Here is a 23,242-nt window from a genome sequence, read left to right as displayed (position 1 = left end):
GTTTTGTCTTATTTATTTTAACAAATGGAGCGCCCGGTTCCTACCGGAGTCCTGACGGCAATGATGAGTTTCGAAAACGGAAACGTATAATAAAAGGAATAGGTCCTTGTCTGGAAGCCGTTTTCCTCAAGAAGCTTTCTGTATTGAGACGTATTTTTAATATCTGACACAGCCAATGTGCCGCCAGGTTTCAGCACTCGCGCCATTTCCGCGATCGCCCGTTCCCTCTCTTTTCTGCCTGAAATGTTGTGTACGACAAAATGCGAAATGACATATCAGGAAACGGCATGTCTTGCGCGAGTCCGTCATACAAATCGATTTCCGGCGCTCCTTCTGCCCGTCTGTTCTTTTCAAATGCGTCTCTCCCGTTTCCGGCCAGATCCCAGCCTGACCATTTGTCAATCGCTGAGACGCCAGCGCCTTTTTGAGCCGCGGCGATGGCTAACAGCCCCCGTCCCGTCCCAATATCAAGCACCTTCATGTCCGGCTTTAAACCGGAAAGCGCCAGAATGCGATGGCGGTGTAAAAGTTTAATGGCCGTTGAATACAAGAGCATCCAAAGTCCGAGCACTAAAAACAAGGCGCCCGTCAGCCAGCCCCAGAAAAGAGGAATCATGCCGCATAACGTGCCTGCGGCATAAAGGATCGCAAGTAAAATAAACCCAAAAGCCCCATAAGGCGCATCAATTCCGTATCGTGTTGTCATACCGTCAAGTCCTTTCAATATTTATCCAACTAGTATACCATAATATTCAAAAGCCAAAAGGAGAGAGGACAAAATATGAAACGCGGCATTACCTTTAACATCCCAAATCAATTCGGACGGTTTGCGGCAGATATATTAAAACCGTTCCCCATCTCTTCCTATACGTGGTTTATCGGTGATGGAGAGGCGTATACTGAGTTCAAAGAAGACACCGATACAGAGCTGTTTCCGCAAAATCAGCGCATCATTGAGGGTCAAGAACTCCGTCAGCGTCTGGAAGGAAACCCTTATTATATGATTTTTGCTGAATTGAAAGCTTTCCCGAGCGGGATGGTAACGGAAATCGATACGTACGCGGAGTATGTGGAGAGTTCCTGTGAACTTGTGCTTCTCATCGCGGATTGCTCGTATGTAACGTTATATTGCAAAGATCCGGACATGCTCGAAGCTCTTTTTCAGCAGGCTGTACAATGCGGGTTTCACCGCGTTGACTATGTTACAGATGAGAATGATGCGAGAACGAGATTGTCTGTCTGATGAAGGTGGTTCTTTTTATGAAGCGCCGGATAGGGCTTATGATTCAAAATATTGACAAATTCGTGTGTTTTCAACAAAAAAACACACCCCTCATGTAAACTGAGTGCGTAACTTACATATGAAAGGGGTATGAAATGAAAATCAGGTTGAAGAAAAAAGCAGTTTTTTGGAAGAAGACGGCGGTTTCATCTCTTATTTTCACCATGTTTTTTACCCTGATGATGAGCGGTACGGTGTTTGCGGCCGGGCTGAATAAGGATCAGAAGCGCCGGGCGGAACAGCTGACCAGCATCTTTGAAAACGGAAAGACGGAAATCCAATACGGCTATGTTGAAGCGTTGGATGACGGAAGAGGTTACACCTGCGGCCGGGCCGGCTATACGACGGCTACCGGAGATGCGCTGGAAGTAGTCGAAGTATACACGAAAGCGGTGCCGAATAACTGAAAAAGTATTTGCCTGAATTACGGCGTCTTGCAAAGGACGAAAGCGATGACATCAGCAATCTGAAAGGATTCGCTTCTGCCTGGCGCTCACTTGGCAATGATAAGGCCTTCCGCGCTGCCCAAGATAAGGTAAATGACAGCTTGTATTATCAGCCGGCGATGAAACGTTCAGAGCAAGCCGGACTGAAAACGGCATTGGCAAAAGCAGTGATGTACGATACGGTGATTCAGCATGGCGACGGCGATGATCCAGACTCCTTTTATGCCCTGATTAAACGCACGAACAAAAAAATGGGCGGGTCACCGAAAGACGGAACGGACGAGAAGAAATGGCTGAATAAATTTTTGGATGTGCGCTATGACGATCTGATGAATCCGTCAGATGAGGATACCCAGGATGAATGGAGAGAATCGGTTGCCCGTGTCGACGTTTTCCGCGATATTGTCAAAGAGAAGAACTACAATTTAAACGGGCCGATTCATGTCCGGTCAAGCGAATACGGAAATTTCACGATTCAATAAACAAAAAAACCCCGCCACATGGCGGGGTCAGCTTGTAGAGAAAACGATGTTTTTTCTACAAGCTTTTTTGTTTTGTGCTGTTTCTTTTAGATATTCATCTGATTTCAGATGCAGAAAAAGAGCTCCCACATACCTAGCCCTGCTTGGCTAGGTATGTGGCAATCTTCTTCATATTCTGGCATGCGGCTGTGAGGAGGACTTGTTCGCTCACATTTCGTTTTCCCCTCAACCTGCAATAGCGAAGCCCATGCAGCTGTTTTGAATCTGCAAAGCTTCGCTCTATTTTTTCTTTTCTTTTTTTATAGAGGTTTTTTCCTGAAACAGACAAGCGATTTTGTCTGACCTTTTCTTTGTGGTCCTCCCATACATGCCGGGTGATGACCTTTTGGCGGTTCTTTGACTTTGTGCATTGTTCAAGCAATGGGCATGCGGAACAGATTTCAGGATTTGATTTATATGACCGGTAGCCTTTTCGGTCAGTTGTTGAATATGTAAGTACCTGCTGGTTCGGGCAAATGTAACTGTCTTTTTCACTGTCATAATGAAACTTCCATTTTGGAAACAAGCCTCTGGCAGGGTGATATCGTCTATGGGCAATAACGCCAAAAATATGGCGGTCAGCTAATCCTTTACAGATCGGAGTCGTTAAATATCCGGAATCAAGGGCGACGGCTTCTACTTGAAAACCAAATCGTGTGATTTGGTGATCCAATCGGTCAAGATAAGGCACAGAATCATGGACATTTCCGGGCGTGACATAGGCGTCGGTGATAATGTTATGTTTCATATCCGTTGTTCGGTGATCTAAATAAAAGAAACCCTCCGGTTTATTTTCACGATACATATATCCACTTTCCGGATCGGTTGTACTGTGGCGGATCTCTTTTTCAGCTTTCACCTCCTCTTTGGCTGTTAGTGGCTTTTTTCCGTGTTCCTCCCGATCCTCTTGTATAGCTTCATTTAAATCCTTGATATAGTTTTGGGTATCCTGCGCAATTGTTTTTCTTGTGTATTTATGCTTGTTGGCATTGGCTTTCAGATGAGTTGAATCAGTGAATAGAACTCGTCCGCCCACCATGTCATGATTGATGGCCTGAAGAACGATCTCATCAAAGATGTCTTGGAAGATGGTTGTATCTTTAAAGCGTGTGCGTCTGTTCCAGCTGATGGTGGAGTGATGCGGAACGGGGTCATTTATGTTCAATCCGAGAAACCATCTGTACGCCATATTGTAGTAAATTTCTTTTTCGAGCTGTCTTTCTGAACGGATACCATAGAGGTATCCGATAAACATCATTTTGAATAAAATCAGCGGATCGAGTGAGGGGCGGCCTTTGTTTTCGCTGTAGTAAGGCTTAACCTTTTCAATGATAAAAGAGAAGTCTATGTGTTTATCAATTTTTCGAAGCAGATGATCTTCTTCGACGAGTTGGTCAAGCAGAACAAATTCGGCTGTGTTTTGAGAAGAATTTCTTGTGTGGAACATGAAAGACACCGTCCTTTTTAGTCTTTCTTTTATTTTATTACAGGAGAATGGATATTTTAAGGAAAAATAAAGGCTGTCGAGATTTTCTCGACAGCCTGACCCCGCCACATGGCGGGGTTTTACTATTAACCGATGGAGCCTTCCATTTAGAACTTGATTATTTTTGAGTATTTTGATATATCATAACCCTTTTCAAGAGTTGATATTTAAACATTTATAATAATTATTGGTCTTATTAAATCATTGATTTTCATAAAATCGTGGGTGTTTTGTGGGTGTACCCACATCTTATTTTGTTGTACTTAAAAGATATACAAATAAAGGAATGATGGTATTGAATATAAATAAAATCAGATCCGCACTATACAAATCGGCCAAGCTTCTTAGAGATGTAAATGCAGCAAAAAAACGGCACATTAGGAAAAAGAGTGGCTCGACGTGCAGCCGGAAAAGCAGCGGTTAAAAAAGGGTCTAAAAAACTGGATGAAACTCCTGATCCACTAACAGCAATTAAACCGTTTGTCATGCGAGAAGATGTAGTTGTAGCAGGTGGCGCCGTATAATGTCATCAACGATGTGAGCGCAAAAGACAGGCTGCTTCAGCTTGCTAAAAAATTAGATGAAAGCAGAAAGCCGTTTACTGTGCAAAAGATAAACCCACCTTGGTTAAATAAAGAGAAGTATGAAGCATATGAAATAAAGGGAAATGTAAAAGCGAAAGGTAAAATTAAAGATGTAAGCCGTAGAGTATATACGATGAAAGATATCGATCTTAATCAATCGTAAAGGCCTTACGAATCTTCACTGATGAAAAATGGTGACGCTCCGTTTGCAAAAGATGGCACACAGATTAATTTACATCACTTGATTCAAGAAGAACCTGGCCCAATGCTTGAAATTCCAAATAGCTTACATACTAAATATAGAATCTGACGGCGAAAGCTTTAGAAACGATCCAGTTTTGGATAATTTCCGAGATAGGTATTGGAAGTGGAGAGCAAAACAATATGAAAAATAAAAAGGAATGGTTTATATGGTATTGATACTTTGGGGTATGACTATGGTGGAGCTTCTGTAGTTGAAACCACAGAAGAATATCGTACTCATTATAATTTATCTGAGGGACTTGTTGTAATAGAAGATATAGATTTTTTTGCATATGCCTTAGATACAAAACAAAATGAACAGTAATAATGAATGTCCGGTTTTTATTTGGGATAGAGTGCTTGGACACCAAAACAAGTTATCCGATAGCTTTATTGAATTTTTCTAAAAAAGATTGCTTTTAAAAAAAGAAAACTGGGAAGAGGATGAAGATTGGGACGATTAAGCAAAAGCATTTAATTTAGAGTTGAAAACTGGTTAATGAATGAACTAAGGCAAAAAAGATATTTTACGCCTCTGTCAGAGATATTGATCATTCATTAACCATAAAAATATTAGAGATCGAGGTTCAAAGATAGCATACATCAGTCATGTAAGGAAGGCTCAAGTTTTTGTATCATATCTTTTAGTTTATTTGCATTTTTGGCGTACATGGCTTTAGCCGATTTTGAGTCAGTCGCAAGAGCAAACAATTCCAAATCGGCCTGACATTTTTTTAACGTTGCCAATAATAGAGGTTTTTCCTGAGGAGTCGGAATTTTAATTTTATCATCATACAGATCCACAGTTAATTGTCCATCTGAGTCAACTTGTCCAAGAAAAACGTTTTCTTTTGTAACACCTAATTTTTCAAGCTCTTCGTGCAGCCAGCGCCGATTTAATCCACCTATAGTCAATGCTTCGTCTAAAATTACTCCGTCCATGATTACGGTTTGAGGCTCTTTCTTTGACTGATAAGGCATCTGTAAATCTTTGATTGTGACCGGTCTGTGTTCTTTTTTTAACAGCACACTCAAATCACCGGTTTGTTCTAGCATGGCAAATTGAACATCAGAAATATTAAATACATTCTTTTTGCGTAAAAGTTCCAACAGCTCATCAGCTGAGTATTTTTCTTTTTTTAAATTATCTTCCATAATTTTTCCATCTTTAATAAAAACTGTTCCGGTTCCTTCAAGAAAATCACGAATTTTTTTATTTTTTAATGAGATCCACTCTACCAAGAAAGAAACGGATGAGAAAATAAAAATGGCGATAATAGCATTAATGATGTTTCTTTCAAGACCCATTACCACCTCGGATGTAATGCCCCCGATTGTAATTCCCGAGATATATTCAAAAACTGAAAGCTCTGCCAATTGTCTTTTGCCCAGCATTTTCGTCATGACAAACAGAACGACTACAAAAATAAAAGAGCGCATGACAATATCTAACCAATCAGGCACATTGATCCCTCCTCCATTATAATACTTTCAAATCAGAATCCTTTATATTGATATTCATCTCGTTCAAGCTCGCCGACCCGTTTTTTCAGATCTAAAATCACTTCTTCACTCATCATCATTGTTTCATGAAAAAGACGTTTCGCTTCTTCATCCTGAGATTTGAGCGCTAAAGCCGACAGACCTGCTTCAATACTCTTGAGACTGGCTAAGCATTGTTTTACCTGAGCTCCAACTGTCATGTGTACAACCTCCTTATCCTTTTGGTTTAAAAATTAGTGCTCCAATCAGACCAAAAATAACAGCAGCCGAAATTCCAGAACTTGTTACTTTAAACATACCGGTGATTACTCCGATTAGGCCATATTGATTTGCTTCTTCCATTGCCCCATGGAAAAGCTGATTTCCAAAACTGACTATCGGTACAGTTGCTCCAGCTCCCGCAAAATCAATAAATGGTTCATAAAGCCCAAACGCATCAAGTAAAGCGCCAATGACGACAAGTGTGGACAGCGTATGTGCCGGTGTCAGCTTAAATACATCGAACATAATTTGCCCAACGACACATATCAGTCCCCCGACAACAAATGCCCAAAAAAAGATCACCTATTTCTCACCTCCGAGCTCAATTGAAACAGCATGGGCAATACACGGAATCGTTTCTTTTTGCTGGTATGACAATGGAGATAATAATGCTCCGGTTGCAACGACAAGAAGACGCTTAATTTCACCTTTTTTCATTAGATTTAATAAATGCCCATATGCAACGGCCGCTGAGCATCCCGCACCGCTTCCTCCGGCAAGTACAGGCTGTCCTTCCCTGTAAATCATTAAGCCGCAATCCTGAAATTGTTTTTCACTAATCCATGTCTCGTGTTTTTTGAATAAATCCAAAGCAATTTCCCTGCCGATGTGCCCAAGATCCCCTGTCGCGATGACATCATAATAGGAAGGGTCAACCCCCCGCTCTTTTAAATGGGTTTCAATCGTATCTACGGCAGCAGGCGCCATCGCCCCTCCCATATTAAAAGGATCTGTCAAGCCCATATCAATAATTCTTCCGATTGTGGCTGATGTGACAACAGGACCGTCTCCCTTATCCTTTAACAGTGCTGCGCCGGCAGCAGTAACAGTCCATTGTGAGGTAGGGGGCTTTTGCGAACCGTATTCTGTTGGATAGCGGAATTGTTTTTCAACTGCCGCATTATGGCTTACAGCCCCGGTCAGCAAACAGTTTGCTCCCTTATGGTTAACAAGAAAAGCACCCAAGGCTAAGCCTTCCATCGATGTGGAACACGCTCCAAATAGCCCAATATAAGGTGCTCCCAGTGTTTTTGTAGCAAAGCTGGTTGGTGTAATTTGATTAATTAAATCTCCGCCTAGAAAAAACTGTACCTGATCTTTTTGGATGTTCGCTTTTTTAATCGCCGTTTGGCAGGCATCTTCCAAAAGAACTTGCTGGGCTTTTTCAAACGAATCCTGATTCAGCCACATATCGTTGTGCAAAAGATCGAAATCATTCGGGATTTTTCCATTCCCTTCGAACGGCCCTCCTACTGTTCCAGTCGCAACAATAACCGGTTTACGATCAAAAATCCAAGTACGGTGACCCGCAAGCATTACAGTCCCCCCCAAGTAATGAGGATGGTTTTAATCGTAGCAAACACAAATGCGGAGAAAACACCAAACATAATGACAGAGCCAGCCAACTTGAACATATTGCCTCCCACACCTAATACAAATCCTTCGGTACGATGTTCAATTGCCGCAGAAATAACCGCATTTCCAAATCCGGTCACTGGTATAGCTGACCCTGCACCTCCAAATTGAGCAATCCGATCGTAAATCCCAAACCCTGTTAAGAGCATAGAGATGAAAATCATTGTCGCAACAGTGGGATTTCCGGCCGTCAGAGTTGTAAAATTAAAATAATACATAAAAAACATTTGAATTGCTTGTCCGATTAAACAAATGATTCCGCCTGTTATAAAAGCATTTAAGCAATTTTTTAAAACAGGCCGTTTGACTTCTCGTTCTTTTGCGAATTGTTGATATTCTTGCATAACAGGTGTTAAATTTTTCTTTTTTTGATTAGCCATTTAACCCCACCTCTTTAAGGCTTTTCTTTCATCATTTTTTTGATTTTCTTAAGTTTTTTCTGCAATTTTTGTTCACTGATTTTTTTGTTTTCAAGCTGTTTTTCTAATTTGTCTAACTCCCAATAGATTTTTTGATCGGTTGACACTTCAATACTGTAACCAGGAATTTTTTTTTCCAGCAGGGCTTTAGACTGTTTCTCGATATCCTTTAGCCGAAAACGGCCAAACTGTTCAACCTGAACAGCCAGGATTAAATCCTTTTTACTATTGGCTCCTCTGACTTTAGTAACTTCATCTTTTTTCAATAACTGATCCTTTGCTTTATTTGCTACGGCCTGATCTGTTTTATCATTTTGAACATTTACATGCCGAATTGCCATCGATTTGTTTTGATTATTGTTTTCGTTTACATTTTGACAACCAATGGTGATGGTACTTATAGTAAGTAAAAATACTGCTATAAGGAAATAATTCAAAAAAACCTTCATCCTCATCACCCCTTTCAAGAAAAAGGTTGGCTAATTATCACCAACCTTTTTCAATCCTTACTGTTGTTTATATTGCGGTTCTTCTTGTTCAATTTGCTCAAGACGCGGCTCGAGTGAATCAACAATCGTTTGAGTTTGTTGGGCAGCTTGTTGATAAAGCTGCTTAGCATTCTGGTTATCAGTGCCTAATGAAAATGTTTCAAAGCTTGCTTGTGCGCTTTTCAGACTTGCTAAGGCCTGTTTGACTTGATTGACAACTGTCATGTTTTCTACCTCCTTTATCAACTTTATAATTATAGAATGTATTACTTTTCATATCATATTCAATCCATTTTTTTCATTTTTCTCTGTTAGTTGAAAATCACATCTTAGACTGGCGAAGCATAAAATGTAAAAGAAAGCAGCTCGATTAGTAGATCCAGTACTATCCATCCCTCCACTTAGGTGTAATGCACATTTCTTCACTCATTTAGATACACATTTTAAAATTAACGAACAACCGAAAAGAGCCGTTTTTTTAAAGGCTTTTTTCCTATTGTCCTGACTTTTTATTGGTTCTCTTAAGGGATGGACAAAATAAAACTACAAAAAGCCCTTATATAGAAAAGGGCCTTTTTGTATCACAATAAATCAACCGCAATGCCAAAGTAGCTATAATTTGACAACATACAATTGTAAAAACCTTGTCTTTCAACGGACATTTTTATTGTAACGGAGGTTGGAATTGTTGGTTTTACTGACCTTGTTGATTAAATGATTGTTGAGCCTTTGAGCCTTTGAGCCTTTGAGCTTTAATACTTGGCCGACCTTGATCAAGTTCGGATCCTTGATACCGTTCAATCTTTGCAGGGTTGCCATACTTACACCTGTTTTCTGTGCAACTACAGATAGAGCATCTCCTTTCTTCACGGTGTACGTCGCCCCGTTAGCCTTTGTTTTTGTTTTCGCAGGAGAAGATGTTTTTTTACCACCAAGGCGTTCTAATTCTGTAGCAATGGCCGCCTTTACTTGTTCCCATCTTCCCTCAAACAAAATGCGGTGCGGGCAATACTTGCCGTTCCAGTCTTGATGCTTTCTTAACCCCTTTCTGTAATGTCATGACTGCTTTAGTCAATTGAATAATTTGATCTTGCATTTGCTTGATGGTTTGACTATCCGTAATGTGCTGCTGCACAAGGGCAACAATTTGCTCTTGGGCCTGCTCCATTGGGCCGGGCGTATTCAAATCATTAATGACGGGATTTTGATAATCCGGGTTAATAATGAGAGCACCATCAGATAATTTGTAACGGAACGGATTGGAAATAAATTCAGCCGTGGCAAATTCATCCGATATCTCAATTGCTTTATCCAGCTCCCCTACCAAAGCATAAGCTGCTACTTCGTTGTTTTCATTTAGGACAATTTGCAATTAAAAGACCCCCTTGATACTCGAAATATAGATTTCAGGGTTACTGATTTCCATTTTTTCAGTATCCAGCGAAAGACATTCTGTCACAACTAATGTCTTTCCGTCCGTGTACTTCAGTCTGATTTCATCTTGATACATGCCTTTCCCGTTGCTTTTTAGGCCGGCATTGTTGATATAAAAAACAGTATCGACCGGGACAGGAAATAGCTGAAAATTAGAAATATCGGCAGCAAGTTTAATAGTATCCCCCGCTTTCGCGCTCCCTGAAAACAATAGAACCGGTGATTTCGATACCCAATTACGAAATGCTCCCTGGTATTTTTCAATATGCCAATCAGATCCCTGCAAAGTCACTAAGCCATTATCCTGATCACTGAAAACGGCGAAAATAAACCCATTCGCGTTGTCGCCGTTCAATTTAGGCGGCAGATTTTGAGTCGTAGAATTATACCAGTACACACCCGTACTAATAATGTCATAAATATCCGCTAAAACAACGGGCGTTGTATCCATTTTGTTAACGATAGCTGTATCAATTTTTTGTTTCATTTCCCCAAGATCAGCGGACACGCTTTTTCCCAAATTATCAACTACGCTGTTGAATTGACTAATTTGATCATTGAGGGTTTTCATATCATTTTCATATTGGCCGGTCGTGACAATATCACTGTTTTGAATTTTAGTATTAAGCGTGTTTAATTGCTCTTGCAATGATTGGATTGTTGTTTTAGTGCCCTCTATGATATTTTGTGTTACGTCCTGATCTGATTTGACCAAGGTTAAAAAGTCGTCATAGGCTTGTTTAAGCTGCGTTTTCAAATTTTCAAAATCAGAAATAAAGGAGGCTGAATTGATACCCATTTCCACTTTGTTCTCAAGCACTTTGATTTTAAATTCTAATGTGGTGTCTGTTTGACTGTCTCGGCTCACTTTAAAGAATGCCTGTTCATATTCCCCCACGGCCGCAAATGCTTGGTAAGGGAACACATAACGAAAAATCCCGCCCTGGGCATTAAGGACAATACCGCCGTTTGTATCAATAATATGCGTGCCGTCAGGCTTCAGCCCTTCGAAAGAGACAGTTTTCCCGGTTAGATCATAAGGCGTACCGTTTGATATGACTGATACCGTCACCGTATTAAAATCCCGAAGGAAACTAAAAACAATAAGGAAATTAAATTTTTTACAGTAGACCAACTAGAAAAATTTCTAAATCAGGTGAAAGAACCTCAGAAAAATTCCAAATACAAACATTCAATACAGTATTATGTTTTATTTTCTCTCATGGCTCGGACCGGTTTACGAATAGGTGAAGCGCTCGCTCTAACCTGGAACGATATAGATTTTGAAGAGTGCACGATAAAAGTGAATAAAACACTAGTCTACCCGACAAATTCCACACCCTATCTTTCAACTCCTAAATCAAAAGCCGGCTTAAGAATAATCAAACTAGATATGCACACCATTCAGCTTTAAAAAAAACGTAGAATCAACAGAAACGAGGTTGTGCTCAAATATAAAAATTACAAAAAACCGGAGACCGATATTGTGTTTTATCAGCATGACGGACGCTGGTTGCGCACAAATGTTGTTAGGGAATATTTCAAAGAGATATGTAAAAGAGCTGAGTTACCAATATTGTCACCCCACGCATTAAGGCATAGCCATGCGATTCATTTAATTGAGGCCAAAGCTGATTTGAAATTTGCATCTGAAAGACTTGGGCATTCGAGCATAAAAATAACCGCAGATACGTACCTCCATGTCACTAAAAAAATTGAAAATGATGCATTAGAGATGTATCTGCGGTATACAATTTTATAATCTTGTGGGTGTTTTGTGGGTGAGGTTTTCTTAAACCCCTGCTGTATCAGGCTTAGCCGATACTGCCTTCCATTTCGAACTTGATCAAACGGTTCATTTCAACTGCGTATTCCATCGGAAGTTCTTTTGTGAACGGCTCGATGAAGCCCATAACGATCATTTCTGTTGCTTCTTCTTCAGAAATACCGCGGCTCATCAAGTAGAAAAGCTGTTCTTCAGAAACTTTTGATACTTTCGCTTCGTGCTCCAATGAAATGTTGTCGTTCAGAATTTCATTGTAAGGGATTGTATCAGAAGTTGATTTGTTATCCATAATGAGCGTATCGCACTCGATGTTTGAACGGGCGCCGTCCGCTTTCCGTCCGAAGTGGACGATACCGCGGTACGTTACTTTCCCGCCTTGCTTTGAAATCGATTTTGATACGATTGTGGATGACGTATTCGGTGCAAGGTGAATCATTTTCGCACCTGCGTCCTGATGCTGACCTTTGCCCGCAAGAGCGATAGAAAGCGTCATGCCGCGCGCGCCTTCACCTTTCAGAATGACAGCCGGATATTTCATCGTCAATTTAGAACCGATGTTTCCGTCAACCCATTCCATTGTCGCGTTTTCTTCACAAACCGTACGTTTCGTTACAAGGTTGTAAACGTTGTTCGCCCAGTTTTGGATTGTTGTATAACGGCAGTAGCCGCCTTTTTTGACGATGATTTCAACAACCGCGCTGTGAAGTGAGTTTGTCGTATACACAGGAGCCGTACAGCCCTCTACGTAATGAACGCTTGCTTCTTCGTCAACGATGATCAGCGTGCGTTCGAACTGGCCCATGTTCTCAGAGTTGATGCGGAAGTACGCTTGAAGCGGTGTTTCAACCTTCACGCCTTTTGGCACGTAGATGAAAGATCCGCCGGACCAAACAGCTGAGTTCAGCGCCGCAAACTTGTTATCTGTCGGCGGAATGACTTTCGCCCAGTGCTCGCGGAAAATGTCTTCATTTTCTTTCAGCGCGCTGTCTGTGTCTTTGAAGACGATGCCTTGCGCTTCAAGATCTTCTTTCATGTTGTGGTACACAACCTCAGATTCGTACTGTGCAGAAACACCGGCAAGGTATTTTTGCTCAGCTTCAGGAATACCGAGTTTGTCGAATGTCTGTTTAATTTCCTCAGGCACTTCATCCCAAGAACGCTCTGAACGCTCAGACGGTTTTACGTAGTACGTAATTTCGTCAAAGTTTAAAGAGTTTAAATCCCCGCCCCACTGCGGCATCGGCATGTTGTAGAAATGCTCAAGAGATTTCAGGCGGAAATCAAGCATCCATTGAGGCTCTTCTTTCATGCGTGAAATTTCTTCTACGATTTCTTTTGTCAATCCGCGCTCTGAACGGAAAATGGAAACGTCCTTATCGTGAAAACCGTACTTGTATTCACCAATTTCAGGCATTTTTTTAGCCATCCATTTTCACTCCAATCTTTTAATTGCCGCCTTTTTCGCCAGCGACTCCTTTTTCAAGTGCTTTCCATGAAAGGGTGGCACATTTAATCCGGGCCGGGAATTTCGAAACGCCTTGAAGGGCTTCAATATCCCCGAGATCTATTGAGTCGTCATACTCTTTCCCTTGCATCATGTCTGAGAAAATCTTAGACATGGAAAGGGCGGTATCAATATCTTTTCCTTTAATCGCCTGCGTCATCATGGAAGCTGAAGCCATGGAGATGGAGCAGCCTTCCCCTTCAAACTTCGCTTCCTGAACGGTATCGCCGTCAAGCTTCATTGTCAGTCTGATCCGGTCGCCGCAAGTCGGGTTGTTCATATCGACGACGATGCTGTCATCCAAAACCCCTTTGTTGCGCGGATTTTTGTAATGATCCATGATCACTTGTCTGTATAATGTATCTAAATTTGCATTAAAAGACATTTGTAAAGTACTCCTTTGTCTTTTGGAGAGCTTCCGCGAGCTTATCGATCTCTTCCTCTGTATTATACAGATAAAAACTCGCTCTCGCAGTAGCAGATACATCCAGCCATTTCATGAGCGGCTGGGCGCAATGATGGCCGGCTCTGACCGCAATGCCCTCAGCATCAAGGACAGTCGCGACATCATGAGGGTGAACCTCATCAAGGTTAAATGTCACAAGGCCCGCCCGCTCTTTCGGTCCGTATACCGTAACGCCGTCGAGCTGTTCGAAACGGTCAAGCGCATAGGCCGCAAGCTTATGCTCATGCCGGGAAATCTCGTCGAGTCCGACCTCTTCAAGAAAATCAATCGCGGCTCCCAATCCGATCGCGCCTGCAATAATCGGCGTGCCTGCTTCAAACTTCCACGGAAGCTCTTTCCAAGTTGATTCATAAAGCCCTACAAAGTCGATCATCTCGCCGCCAAATTCGGCCGGCTCCATATTCTCAAGCAGTTCTTTCTTGCCGTACAGCACGCCGATTCCCGTCGGGCCGCACATTTTATGGGAAGAAAGCGCGAAGAAGTCGCAATCCAGATCCTGAACGTCGATTTTCATGTGCGGTGTGCTCTGCGCTCCGTCCACCACGATGACCGCGCCGTTGTCATGAGCGATTTTGGCGATTTCTTTAATCGGGTTGATCGTGCCGAGCACGTTTGACACATGAGCGACCGCCACGATCTTCGTATGGCTTGTGATAGTCTGCCGGACGTCTTCCAGCGAAAGCGTGCCGTCTTCCTGCATCGGGATATACTTTAAAGTCGCGCCGGTTGCTTTTACAGCCTGCTGCCACGGGATGATATTCGCATGATGCTCCATTTGGGTGATGACCACTTCATCACCTGGTTTTAAGCTGGCGCGGGCATAGCTCAGCGCCACCATATTCAGTGAAGTTGTCGTGCCTTTTGTGAAAATGACCTCAGCCATTGACTTCGCATTGATAAACTTACGAACTTTTTCACGTGCTCCTTCATAGCCGTCTGTCGCTCTTGTGCCAAGAGTATGGACGCCTCTGTGAACATTGGAATTGTATTTGCTGTAATACTGATCCACTGCTTCAATGACAGCACGCGGCTTCTGAGAAGTCGCCGCGCTGTCAAGGTACACGAGGTCATGTCCGTTCACTTGCTGATGAAGGATCGGGAACTGTTCACGAATATCAGTGATATTCATTATTTTACTTTCCTTTCGATGACGGAGACGAGCTGTTTCTTAACTCCTTCAATCGGAAGTTCTTTTACCACCGGAGCAAGGAATCCGTAAATGACTAAGCGTTCCGCTTCTTCTTTCGCAATTCCGCGGCTCATTAAGTAGTAAAGCTGGATCGGATCCACACGGCCGACAGATGCCGCATGTCCTGCAGTTACATCGTCTTCATCAATTAAAAGAATCGGGTTTGCGTCGCCTCGCGCTTTTTCACTCAGCATCAGGACGCGGGATTCCTGTTCAGCGTTTGCTTTAGACGCGCCGTGCTCAATCTTGCCGATGCCGTTAAAGATGGAAGATGCGGCATCTTTCATGACTCCGTGCTTCAGGATATAGCCTTCAGAAGCCTTACCGAAGTGGATGATCTGCGTCGTAAAGTTTTCCGTCTGTTCTCCTCTTCCGACAACCACGGTTTTCGTATCGCCGTATGTGCCGTCTCCGTAGAGGTTTGTCGTGTTTTCAGAAATCGTGTCGCCATCGTTCATCAGACCGAGCGCCCACTCGATTTTGCTGTCGCGTCCGCGCGCGGCTCCGCGGCGGTTGACGTATGTTGTGACGCCTGCTGACAAGTTGTCAACGGCACCGTACGTCACGCTGGCATTATCACCTGTGATCACTTCACTGATAATGTTGAATACAGCTTCTTTCGGATTCACCGTGCTGATATAGTTCTCAACGTAAGTGACGGAGCTGTGGTCTTCAGCGACGATCAGCACGTGGTTGAACAATGCCGTGTCATTGCTTTCATGAACGTAAACGGCCTGAACAGGCGTCTCCACCTGAACGTTTTTAGGAACATAAAGGAATGCCCCGCCATTCATTAATGCCGCATGAAGCGCAGTCAGTTTATGCTCGTCGACCTTTACGCCGTCTTTCATGAAGTATTTCTCAACGAGGTCGCTGTGCTCACGGGCAGCCGTTAAGATGTCCGTGAAAATAACGCCTTTGTCTTTCAGCTCTTTAGAGAGAGACAGGAATGCAGGCGTTTGGTCACGCTGCACATATAACGTTTTGTCTTCGTTTTCGATATCGATCAGCGCTTTTGCTTCATCAGCTAAATCTTCCAAAGAAGCAAGCGGCGCGTTTTCTACTGTATGCTTGTTGAACTTTGTAAAGTTCCAATTTGTGATTTTTGTTTTATCAGGCTTAGGCAGCGGCAGATCTTCAGCTTTTTCAAGAGCCTGTAAGCGCAGGTTTTTCAGCCAGGCAGGTTCTTGATGCTTTTCGGAAAAGCCTTTGACATATTCCTGATCTACGGATAGTTTCGTTTCCAATGTCATGTTAATCCCCCTAACGCTTACGCTTCTTGGCCTACAGTTTCGTCTTCAATGCCGAGTTCTTGTTTAATCCAGTCATAACCTTCCGCTTCAAGGCGCTGTGCAAGCTCCGCACCGCCTGATTTCACTACGCGTCCCTGCATCATAACGTGAACGACATCTGGTGTGATGTAGTTCAGAAGGCGCTGATAGTGAGTGATCATTAAGCAGCCGAAGTTTTCGCTGCGCATTTTGTTGATTCCTTTAGAAACGACTTTAAGCGCATCGATATCAAGACCTGAATCGATCTCGTCAAGAATGGCGATTTTCGGCTCGATCATCATAAGCTGAAGGATTTCGTTGCGTTTTTTCTCTCCGCCTGAGAAACCTTCGTTCAGGTAACGCTGCGCCATTTCAGGGTCCATTTCAAGGAACTCCATGTTTTCGTCCATTTTGCGGATGAATTTCATAAGAGAAATTTCATCGCCTTCTTCGCGGCGTGCGTTAATCGCAGAGCGAAGGAAATCGGCATTTGTCACACCGCTGATTTCGCTTGGGTACTGCATCGCAAGGAAAAGACCCGCCTGAGCGCGCTCGTCCACTTCCATTTCCAGTACATCCTTGCCGTCAAGTGTGATGCTGCCTTTAGTGACTTCGTATTTCGGATGTCCCATAATCGCTGCAGAAAGCGTGGATTTACCGGTACCGTTCGGCCCCATGACAGCGTGGAATTCGCCGCCTTTTATTTCAAGGTTTACACCTTTTAAGATCTCTTTTCCTTCGATTTCAACGTGAAGATCCTTGATCGTTAATGTTGAAGCAGCCATATCTATACCTCCAAAAATATATAATCATTATTCTCAATTTATTCTCATTCTAATTTTATAACAAATGAAAAGTAAATACAACTTTTTATATTACCAGGAACATTCCTAAAGTTTATCAAAGATCAGGGTGTAATTAAAGCTGTTTAAAACAGAAAAAGGGCGGAATTCCACCCTTTTTTACTGACCGATTTTCTCATTAAGCTGCGCTGCGAGGAACTTGCTTTTTTGGTACTCAAGCTCCCTCTGCCGTTCGACTTCCATCCTTTTTGAAAGACGCCGTCCGTATTCCTCGTAGCCGATGCCGTGTGACTTCTGCATCGCTTTTTCCATTTCAGGCGTATAGTCAAGGTCCAGTCTCTCGTGGCTGGTGCAGATAATGAATCAATCCCTTCATATATTTGTTTCTATTGTAACAATGATCCTCTGCTCCGGCCAAAGCGAGTGTGCCCCTGAATCCTTTCGAATGTGCCGGTAACCGGCGCTGGCTTTATCTGAAAAACGGTATTCATACGATTGCTCTTTCTAATGCGTTGTATGTCCGAATTCCTGAATGCACTGCTGCACGAGGGTTACTCCCTGACTGAGAGCCGCGCCTCCCCCGAATGCCGCCGCGACGCTGATGACCTCAAGGATGTTTTCCTCTGTCGCACCCTGATCAAGACAGCCTTTCGTGTGATAAATCATGCAAAATTCATCTTGAGCGCTGATGCTGATGCCCAGAGCGATTAATTGTTTCTCTTTTTCAGTTAATGAATCCGCTGAAAAACACTGTTCAGTAAATTCATTAAACTTCCGCCCCATCATCGGCATTTTTTGCTCGAATATGCCTAAACCTTCTTTATATTGTTTCAATGCGTCATGCACGCTTTTTCCGTTATCCTGGTATTGAGCCACTGCCATTCCCTCCAATCGTTAACCTTCCTTTTTATTATGGACAGTTCTCCGATTAATACCCGAAAAAAACCCCGGATGGTCCATCCGGGGTTTTTGCTTTATTCAGATACTGGAAGCACGGCTCCGTCGTATTTTTTCTCAATAAAGTCTTTGATTTTCTTAGAGTGAAGCACTTCCATAAGCGCTTTGATTTTCGCTGATTTTTCGTCACCTTTGCGTACGGCGATGATGTTTGCGTACGGGTTGTTTTTCGTTGATTCCACTTGAATCGCATCTTTTAACGGATTCAGTTTGTTTTGAATCGCATAGTTGACGTTAATGAAGACTGCATCGCCTTCTTCTTCATTATATGCTTTCGCCGTTAATTCAGGGGCGATTTTTTTGAATGTCAGGTCTTTCGGGTTTTTCGTAATGTTTTTCGTAGTGGCGTCGATCGTTTTTACCTTCGGATCAAGAGTAATCAGTCCGGCTTTTTCAAGCATCGCCAGCATACGGCCTTGTTCAGCGACGTTGTTTGTCATGATGATGGTCGCGCCTTTAGGCAGGTCTTTCAGTGATTTGTATTTTTTCGTGTAAATACCGAACGGCTCAAGGTGAACGGCTCCGGCATTCACGAGTTTGTAATCTTTATTTTCTTTCATTTCCTGTTCAAGGTAAGGAACGTGCTGGAAGTAGTTCGCATCCACTTCATTATCAGCTAACGCTTTGTTGTACATTTTGTAATCGTTCAGCACTTTTACTTTTAATGTGTAGCCTTTTTCCTTCAAGAGCGGTTCCGCTTCTTTTAAGATTTCAGCATGCGGTGTTTTTGTCGCGGCGACGACGATTTCCTTTTTATTTGAGCCGTTTGATCCGCAGGCGGCCAAAACTCCCGCGAACACAAGCAGCAGCGCACTTAATACAATCTTTTTCAATGTAAATCCTCCCTTATCTTTTGTCTATTATATTTGTAATCACATCACCGATAATCTGAATGATAAAGACGATGATGAGTATAAATACTGTCGCTACAAACGTTACATCCGTATTGTTGGACTGGTACCCCTCTACATATGCAAGGTTTCCGAGTCCGCCTGAACCGATGGCGCCGGCAATGGCGGTAGATCCGATCAGGGCGATGGCTGTAACGGTGATGCCCGAAATTAACGCAGGCATTGATTCAGGAATCAGCACTTTGAAGATAATCGTCGATGTCTTTGCTCCCATTGATCTGGCAGCTTCGATGACTCCTTTATCGACTTCCCGCAGCGCGATTTCAACAAGCCGGGCGTAAAACGGCGCGGAGCCGATAATCAGCGCGGGCAATGCGGCGTTCGGCCCTAAAATCGATCCGACCAAAATCTTAGTAAAGCCGAGAAGCAGAATAATTAAAATAAGAAACGGAATAGACCTGAAAATATTAACGACCGCCGCAATCACGGTGTTAATGATTTTATTTTCCCATAAGCTTCCCTTGCCCGTTAAAAAGAGCAGAAGACCGAGAATCGCTCCGATGATAAATGAAAAAACTAATGCGATGACCGTCATATAAAGGGTCTCGTATGTGGCCGTCCACAGCTCGGTTAAATCAACGTTCGGGAACCATTTTTCAAACATTTGTGATCACCTCTGCTTCTACCTGTTTGTCTTTGATGAACCTGATCACGTTTTCTACTTCTTTTTCCTGACCGTCAATATGGATGAATAAAGAACCGTAGGCTCCGTCCTTCGTCTGTGAGATTTTCCCCTGCAGAATATTGACGTCCACATCAAAGTTTCGGATCATCTCCGTAATGAGGGGCTGCTCGGCGGCCTGCCCGACAAATGAAAGCTGAATCGTTTTTCCTGTCGCGGTTTCCTGCAGAAAATGCTGGATGGTTTCTTTCGTCTCCTCCGGTTCTGTCACCTGCTGAACGAAACGCTTGGTCATCGGTTCGCGCGGGTTTCTGAAGACTTGGAGCACTTCGCCTTCTTCAACGACTTTCCCGTTTTCCATGACGGCGACTCTGTTGCAGATTTTTCGGATGACGTGCATTTCATGGGTAATGAGCACGATCGTCAGACCGAGTCTGTCATTTATATCGGATAAAAGATCCAAAATTGAATCGGTCGTCTGCGGGTCGAGCGCTGATGTCGCTTCATCGCACAGAAGGACTTTCGGATTATTGGCGAGCGCCCGGGCGATGCCGACACGCTGCTTTTGACCGCCGCTCAGCTGTGACGGATAAGACTTTTCTTTCCCCTCTAATCCGACCAGTTTAATCAGTTCATCGGCGCGGCGGACCCGTTCGCTTTTTTTCACGCCGGCGATTTCCAGCGGAAACATAATATTCTCCCGGACGGTACGCGACCACAATAGGTTAAAATGCTGGAAAATCATGCTGATTTCCTGGCGCGCTTTTCTCAGCCCGCGGCTGCTTACTTTATTTAATTCCGTCCCCGCGACTTCCACGATGCCTGACGTCGGCTTTTCAAGGCCGTTCAAAAGACGGATTAAGGAACTTTTACCAGCTCCGCTATATCCTATAATTCCAAATATTTCGCCCTTTTTGATATCAAGAGTGACATCTTGGACAGCATTGACATCCCCATGCTTCGCTTTGTACATTTTTGAAACATTTTGAAGATGGATCAAAGCAATCACCTGCCTTACACTATTCTAAGAAATCTTCCGGTTTTCTACGCAAAAGAAAAGCCTTTCTGCAAAAATGAGCAGAAAGGCTTATTGAAAAAGGCCTTTCTCTCATCTTTCAAAGCAGACCGCTTCGAGTGAATTGGCACCATTTCAACAATGTTGATGGTTGCCGGGCTTCATAGGGCACTTCCCTCCACCTCTCTTGATAAGAGAAAACATATCGTATTTTCGTCCGGAAATTCTTACTGTAGAATAGCACGGCGAATGATAAAAAGTCAATAAAATAAATAATGGAAGCTATTGTCACATAGTAGATTGGCTGTTTACGGCCGTTTGCTGATCGTCTGAAAAAATCCGTTTGTCAGCCAGAGGATGGCCTCCAGCTTCAGCAGGGCCCGGAATGATCCTTTCACTTTGAGTTTTCCGCTTTGGATGAGCTTCTGCAAAGAGACATCACCGTGCAGGAGATGGATGATTTCCGCCTGGTTTCCGTAAAAGGTCAAATTAGATTTTTCCTTTGAAACTGACGTTTTTCTCATTTCTCCCTGTCCGTTAATTGAGACCGTTAAGGCTTCTTTTTCTCCCTGGAATGTAATCAGCAGCGTTGAGGCGTTTAATAGCGGTTTCAAAAACAGATGCTGTCCGTCATTCTCCAAAACTTCTATTTTCTCCACTCGTATAACCTCCCGTTTTAATGGCCATACATACACTTTCTCTTTTTAACGGACAGAACCCTTTATAAACCGCACGACATTTTCCAGTAAAAATTGTCACATCGGGAACGTTTGCGATGTTTTTTGTTTAATCAGCTCATATAAATAGGAAACGGAGCGGAAGGCGTATCCTTTCTCAACAAGTTCTCCGCCTTTAAACAGCAAAAAGCACGGAACGCTTTCAATCTGATAGGCTTTGGCGAATGCGGGGGAATAATTCACGTTGTTTTTATAGAAGGCGGTGCCGGGCAGCATTTCTTCGACGACAGAAAGCATCTTGGACGCCAGCTGGCATGTGCCGCAAAACGGGGTGTACAAATACAGAAGATAGACGTCATCCTGAATCAATTCGAGTTCATTTTCTTGGAGTTCTTTCATTTTGATTATCACCTCAGGTCGTTCTTTTTCAAAAATACAGTGTCAGCATCAAAGCCGGCTCTGATCAGCACAGATGCGAGATGATGGCCCGGGCACGACTCGACTTGCCTGTATGTTCTGTCTATATAGATATGGCTCGCTTCGGGAAGCTCCCGTTTCAGCTGTTTTCTTAATTTTTCTCCGGATTCATCTGCGTCCGTTAATATAAAGACGTCTCTGTCAAACAGGCGGTCCGCCAAATCTTCCAGTTCGGTTTGGCCGATCGTCCCGTTTGTACAGACGATTTCCGCGGGTTCGATGAGCACTTCTCTGACTTTGATTTTATCCGATTTCCCTTCTACGATGATCACCTTTTCATCTTCGTTGTTCATAAGCATCACCTGCCGATTGTTTTAGCGTCAGATTAAAAAAGAAGGCAGTGAAATTCACCGCCAACTGTTAACACCAGCCGTTCTCATAATCGCAATCCACATATTTCGGATCACTGCCGTTTATGACATCGGCTGTTTTATAAAATTTTTGATTCTCAAATGAAAAGCCCTGTTTGAGCTCGTACTGGTTCATGCCTGTCATCTCGCCGATGGCTTCATTTTCATGAAACAAGGAAAACCGGCCGTTTTGAAAGCGGCCCGTGACGTTTTCCGTCACATCGACCTTTTGTTTATCAAACGCCATATTAGACACCTCCCGTTACAGATAGAATGTCCAAATGGCCCTTTTGCTATCCGATCAGTCTTCCTGTGTCATTTCGTCATATTGCTCGGAAGTCATGAGGTTTTCGATTTCTTCAGCATCAGCCGGTTCCACGACGATCATCCACGCTTTTTCATACGGAGATTCGTTTACGAATTCAGGGCTGTCATCAAGGTCTTCGTTCACTTCCGTCACCGTTCCGTTAATCGGTGCGTACAATTCGGATACGGTTTTGACGGATTCTACGCTGCCGAATGGCTCGTCCGCTTTAATTTCAGCGCCGACTTCCGGAAGCTCGACAAATACGATATCGCCAAGTTCGGCTTGTGCGAAATGTGTAATCCCGATACGAGCTTTTCCGTCCTCAACTTTGACCCATTCGTGCTCTTTGGAATAACGCATATCTTTCGGTGTGCTCATCTAAATCCCTCCAATTTTTTCTTATAATAAGAAGATACCATAATACTTAGAACGCGGCATTACATCCAATATTTTTCGAATTGGTCTTCTTTGAAGCCGACAGTGACTTTTTCGCCGTCTGTCGTAATCGGGCGTTTCAGGAGCATACCGTCAGATGCCAGAAGGTCAAGCTGTTCATCCTCTGACATGTGATACAGTTTTTCCTTTAGGTTCAGCTCGCGGTATTTCATGCCGCTCGTGTTGAAAAACTTTCTCAGTTCAAGTCCGCTCTTTTCATAGAGGTCTTTAATTTCTTCTTTCGACGGAGTTTCCTCCACAATATGTATTTCGTTTATTTCCTTACCGCGGTCTTCCAGCCATTTTTTCGCATTACGGCACGTTCCGCATTTAGGGTACCAGTAAAAATTTAACGACATCTTCTTCACCCCTTGTAAATGATCGTCGTT

29 protein-coding genes, 5 pseudogenes and 1 riboswitch are annotated in these 23,242 nt (G+C 43.1%); of the genes and pseudogenes, 6 read left to right on the top strand and 28 right to left on the bottom strand.

The window, feature by feature from the left end:
• Positions 1-17: 17 nt before the first annotated feature.
• Positions 18-706: pseudogene (locus AUL54_RS14785) on the bottom strand (class I SAM-dependent methyltransferase).
• A 75-nt stretch (positions 707-781) separates the two neighbouring features.
• On the opposite strand from AUL54_RS14785, the gene AUL54_RS14780 reads away from it, so the two are divergent.
• Complete coding sequence (locus AUL54_RS14780) at positions 782-1,243, top strand: DUF2691 family protein (protein WP_060964345.1); 462 nt, start codon at positions 782-784, stop codon at positions 1,241-1,243.
• A 134-nt stretch (positions 1,244-1,377) separates the two neighbouring features.
• A pseudogene (csn, locus tag AUL54_RS14775) lies at positions 1,378-2,210 on the top strand (chitosanase).
• A 133-nt stretch (positions 2,211-2,343) separates the two neighbouring features.
• Here the strand turns inward: csn and AUL54_RS14770 are convergent.
• A complete protein-coding gene (locus tag AUL54_RS14770) occupies positions 2,344-3,696 on the bottom strand; it encodes an IS1182 family transposase (RefSeq protein WP_060964344.1) in 1,353 nt (450 codons plus the stop codon).
• A gap of 395 nt (positions 3,697-4,091) precedes the next feature.
• Here AUL54_RS14770 and AUL54_RS21410 point away from each other — a divergent pair, with 395 nt between their 5' ends.
• The 3 genes and pseudogenes from AUL54_RS21410 to AUL54_RS21975 all read left to right on the top strand — a co-directional run bounded on the left by AUL54_RS21410 (position 4,092) and on the right by AUL54_RS21975 (position 4,887).
• Positions 4,092-4,259 carry a hypothetical protein gene (locus AUL54_RS21410; protein WP_162492438.1) on the top strand — a complete coding sequence of 56 codons (168 nt, stop codon included), beginning with the start codon at positions 4,092-4,094 and terminating at the stop codon, positions 4,257-4,259.
• Positions 4,252-4,714: pseudogene (locus AUL54_RS20810) on the top strand (HNH/ENDO VII family nuclease); the annotation flags it as partial. The gene AUL54_RS21410 and the pseudogene AUL54_RS20810, both read left to right, overlap by 8 nt.
• Positions 4,715-4,743: 29 nt before the next feature.
• Entirely contained in the window at positions 4,744-4,887 is a 144-nt protein-coding gene (locus AUL54_RS21975) for an SMI1/KNR4 family protein (RefSeq protein WP_235588375.1), read from the top strand.
• Between the two features lie 278 nt (positions 4,888-5,165).
• On the opposite strand, the gene AUL54_RS14760 is transcribed toward AUL54_RS21975, so the two are convergent.
• The 10 genes and pseudogenes from AUL54_RS14760 to AUL54_RS14715 form a co-directional block, all read right to left on the bottom strand.
• The gene (locus AUL54_RS14760) at positions 5,166-6,026 is read right to left on the bottom strand and encodes a DUF421 domain-containing protein (protein WP_060964342.1); all 861 of its coding nucleotides are present in this window, start codon (positions 6,024-6,026) and stop codon (positions 5,166-5,168) included.
• A 32-nt stretch (positions 6,027-6,058) separates the two neighbouring features.
• Positions 6,059-6,265 (bottom strand): DUF1657 domain-containing protein, encoded by a 207-nt coding sequence (locus tag AUL54_RS14755; protein WP_060964341.1) that lies wholly within the window; start codon positions 6,263-6,265, stop codon positions 6,059-6,061.
• A gap of 13 nt (positions 6,266-6,278) precedes the next feature.
• On the bottom strand, positions 6,279-6,629 hold the full coding sequence (gene spoVAE, locus AUL54_RS14750) for a stage V sporulation protein AE (protein WP_060964340.1): 351 nt from the start codon (positions 6,627-6,629) through the stop codon (positions 6,279-6,281).
• A complete protein-coding gene (gene spoVAD, locus AUL54_RS14745; RefSeq protein WP_060964339.1) occupies positions 6,630-7,643 on the bottom strand; it encodes a stage V sporulation protein AD in 1,014 nt (337 codons plus the stop codon).
• Positions 7,643-8,122, bottom strand: coding sequence for a stage V sporulation protein AC (spoVAC, locus tag AUL54_RS14740; protein WP_060964338.1), 480 nt, complete (start codon positions 8,120-8,122; stop codon positions 7,643-7,645). The genes spoVAD and spoVAC overlap by 1 nt, the downstream gene beginning before the upstream one ends.
• 14 nt (positions 8,123-8,136) lie before the next feature.
• Positions 8,137-8,610, bottom strand: coding sequence for a hypothetical protein (locus tag AUL54_RS14735; protein ID WP_060964337.1), 474 nt, complete (start codon positions 8,608-8,610; stop codon positions 8,137-8,139).
• Between the two features lie 57 nt (positions 8,611-8,667).
• A complete protein-coding gene (locus AUL54_RS14730) occupies positions 8,668-8,874 on the bottom strand; it encodes a DUF1657 domain-containing protein (protein WP_060964336.1) in 207 nt (68 codons plus the stop codon).
• Positions 8,875-9,387: 513 nt separating this feature from the next.
• Positions 9,388-9,690: pseudogene (locus AUL54_RS14725) on the bottom strand (LysM peptidoglycan-binding domain-containing protein); the annotation flags it as partial.
• Positions 9,635-10,021, bottom strand: coding sequence for a DUF2977 domain-containing protein (locus tag AUL54_RS14720; RefSeq protein ID WP_060964334.1), 387 nt, complete (start codon positions 10,019-10,021; stop codon positions 9,635-9,637). The pseudogene AUL54_RS14725 and the gene AUL54_RS14720, both read right to left, overlap by 56 nt.
• A complete protein-coding gene (locus AUL54_RS14715) occupies positions 10,022-11,155 on the bottom strand; it encodes a BppU family phage baseplate upper protein (protein WP_235588374.1) in 1,134 nt (377 codons plus the stop codon).
• Between the two features lie 84 nt (positions 11,156-11,239).
• On the opposite strand from AUL54_RS14715, the pseudogene AUL54_RS14710 reads away from it, so the two are divergent.
• Positions 11,240-11,845 (top strand): annotated as a pseudogene (locus AUL54_RS14710) (site-specific integrase).
• Positions 11,846-11,897: 52 nt separating this feature from the next.
• On the opposite strand, the gene sufB reads toward AUL54_RS14710, so the two are convergent.
• The 16 genes from sufB to AUL54_RS14635 form a co-directional block, all read right to left on the bottom strand.
• Positions 11,898-13,295: a Fe-S cluster assembly protein SufB gene (gene sufB, locus AUL54_RS14705; protein ID WP_003151878.1), complete on the bottom strand. Its 1,398-nt coding sequence runs from the start codon at positions 13,293-13,295 to the stop codon at positions 11,898-11,900.
• A gap of 19 nt (positions 13,296-13,314) precedes the next feature.
• On the bottom strand, positions 13,315-13,758 hold the full coding sequence (sufU, locus tag AUL54_RS14700) for a Fe-S cluster assembly sulfur transfer protein SufU (RefSeq protein WP_003151877.1): 444 nt from the start codon (positions 13,756-13,758) through the stop codon (positions 13,315-13,317).
• Positions 13,748-14,968, bottom strand: coding sequence for a cysteine desulfurase SufS (gene sufS, locus AUL54_RS14695; RefSeq protein ID WP_060964333.1), 1,221 nt, complete (start codon positions 14,966-14,968; stop codon positions 13,748-13,750). The genes sufU and sufS overlap by 11 nt, the downstream gene beginning before the upstream one ends.
• Positions 14,968-16,281 (bottom strand): Fe-S cluster assembly protein SufD, encoded by a 1,314-nt coding sequence (gene sufD / locus AUL54_RS14690; RefSeq protein ID WP_016938012.1) that lies wholly within the window; start codon positions 16,279-16,281, stop codon positions 14,968-14,970. Before sufD ends, sufS begins: the two co-directional genes overlap by 1 nt.
• 17 nt (positions 16,282-16,298) lie before the next feature.
• A complete protein-coding gene (gene sufC / locus AUL54_RS14685; RefSeq protein ID WP_003151872.1) occupies positions 16,299-17,084 on the bottom strand; it encodes a Fe-S cluster assembly ATPase SufC in 786 nt (261 codons plus the stop codon).
• A gap of 177 nt (positions 17,085-17,261) precedes the next feature.
• Positions 17,262-17,414, bottom strand: a complete 153-nt coding sequence (locus AUL54_RS21250) for a YuzK family famiily protein (protein ID WP_003151857.1) — start codon at positions 17,412-17,414, stop codon at positions 17,262-17,264.
• A gap of 192 nt (positions 17,415-17,606) precedes the next feature.
• A complete protein-coding gene (locus tag AUL54_RS14680) occupies positions 17,607-17,984 on the bottom strand; it encodes a carboxymuconolactone decarboxylase family protein (RefSeq protein ID WP_031306536.1) in 378 nt (125 codons plus the stop codon).
• 92 nt (positions 17,985-18,076) lie between these two features.
• Positions 18,077-18,892 (bottom strand): methionine ABC transporter substrate-binding lipoprotein MetQ, encoded by an 816-nt coding sequence (gene metQ / locus AUL54_RS14675; RefSeq protein ID WP_060964332.1) that lies wholly within the window; start codon positions 18,890-18,892, stop codon positions 18,077-18,079.
• Between the two features lie 13 nt (positions 18,893-18,905).
• Complete coding sequence (locus AUL54_RS14670; protein WP_060964331.1) at positions 18,906-19,574, bottom strand: methionine ABC transporter permease; 669 nt, start codon at positions 19,572-19,574, stop codon at positions 18,906-18,908.
• Positions 19,567-20,592 carry a methionine ABC transporter ATP-binding protein MetN gene (metN, locus tag AUL54_RS14665; protein ID WP_060964330.1) on the bottom strand — a complete coding sequence of 342 codons (1,026 nt, stop codon included), beginning with the start codon at positions 20,590-20,592 and terminating at the stop codon, positions 19,567-19,569. The genes AUL54_RS14670 and metN overlap by 8 nt, the downstream gene beginning before the upstream one ends.
• A gap of 105 nt (positions 20,593-20,697) precedes the next feature.
• Positions 20,698-20,804: riboswitch (SAM riboswitch) on the bottom strand.
• Positions 20,805-20,915: 111 nt separating this feature from the next.
• Positions 20,916-21,266, bottom strand: a complete 351-nt coding sequence (locus AUL54_RS14660; RefSeq protein ID WP_060964329.1) for an SCP2 sterol-binding domain-containing protein — start codon at positions 21,264-21,266, stop codon at positions 20,916-20,918.
• Between the two features lie 96 nt (positions 21,267-21,362).
• Entirely contained in the window at positions 21,363-21,683 is a 321-nt protein-coding gene (locus tag AUL54_RS14655) for a thioredoxin family protein (protein WP_016938005.1), read from the bottom strand.
• A gap of 8 nt (positions 21,684-21,691) precedes the next feature.
• Entirely contained in the window at positions 21,692-22,054 is a 363-nt protein-coding gene (locus tag AUL54_RS14650) for a toprim domain-containing protein (RefSeq protein WP_082761642.1), read from the bottom strand.
• Between the two features lie 67 nt (positions 22,055-22,121).
• Positions 22,122-22,358 (bottom strand): YusG family protein, encoded by a 237-nt coding sequence (locus AUL54_RS14645; protein WP_016938003.1) that lies wholly within the window; start codon positions 22,356-22,358, stop codon positions 22,122-22,124.
• 54 nt (positions 22,359-22,412) lie between these two features.
• Positions 22,413-22,796 carry a glycine cleavage system protein GcvH gene (gcvH, locus tag AUL54_RS14640; RefSeq protein ID WP_003151844.1) on the bottom strand — a complete coding sequence of 128 codons (384 nt, stop codon included), beginning with the start codon at positions 22,794-22,796 and terminating at the stop codon, positions 22,413-22,415.
• Positions 22,797-22,855: 59 nt separating this feature from the next.
• On the bottom strand, positions 22,856-23,212 hold the full coding sequence (locus AUL54_RS14635) for an arsenate reductase family protein (RefSeq protein ID WP_049627325.1): 357 nt from the start codon (positions 23,210-23,212) through the stop codon (positions 22,856-22,858).
• Positions 23,213-23,242: the final 30 nt, after the last annotated feature.

This window comes from Bacillus sp. SDLI1 (assembly GCF_001553895.1).
Taxonomy (GTDB): Bacteria; Bacillota; Bacilli; order Bacillales; family Bacillaceae; genus Bacillus; species Bacillus siamensis.
The sequence above is the reverse complement of the archived record's forward strand: the minus strand, read 5'-3'. Positions and strand labels throughout refer to the sequence as shown.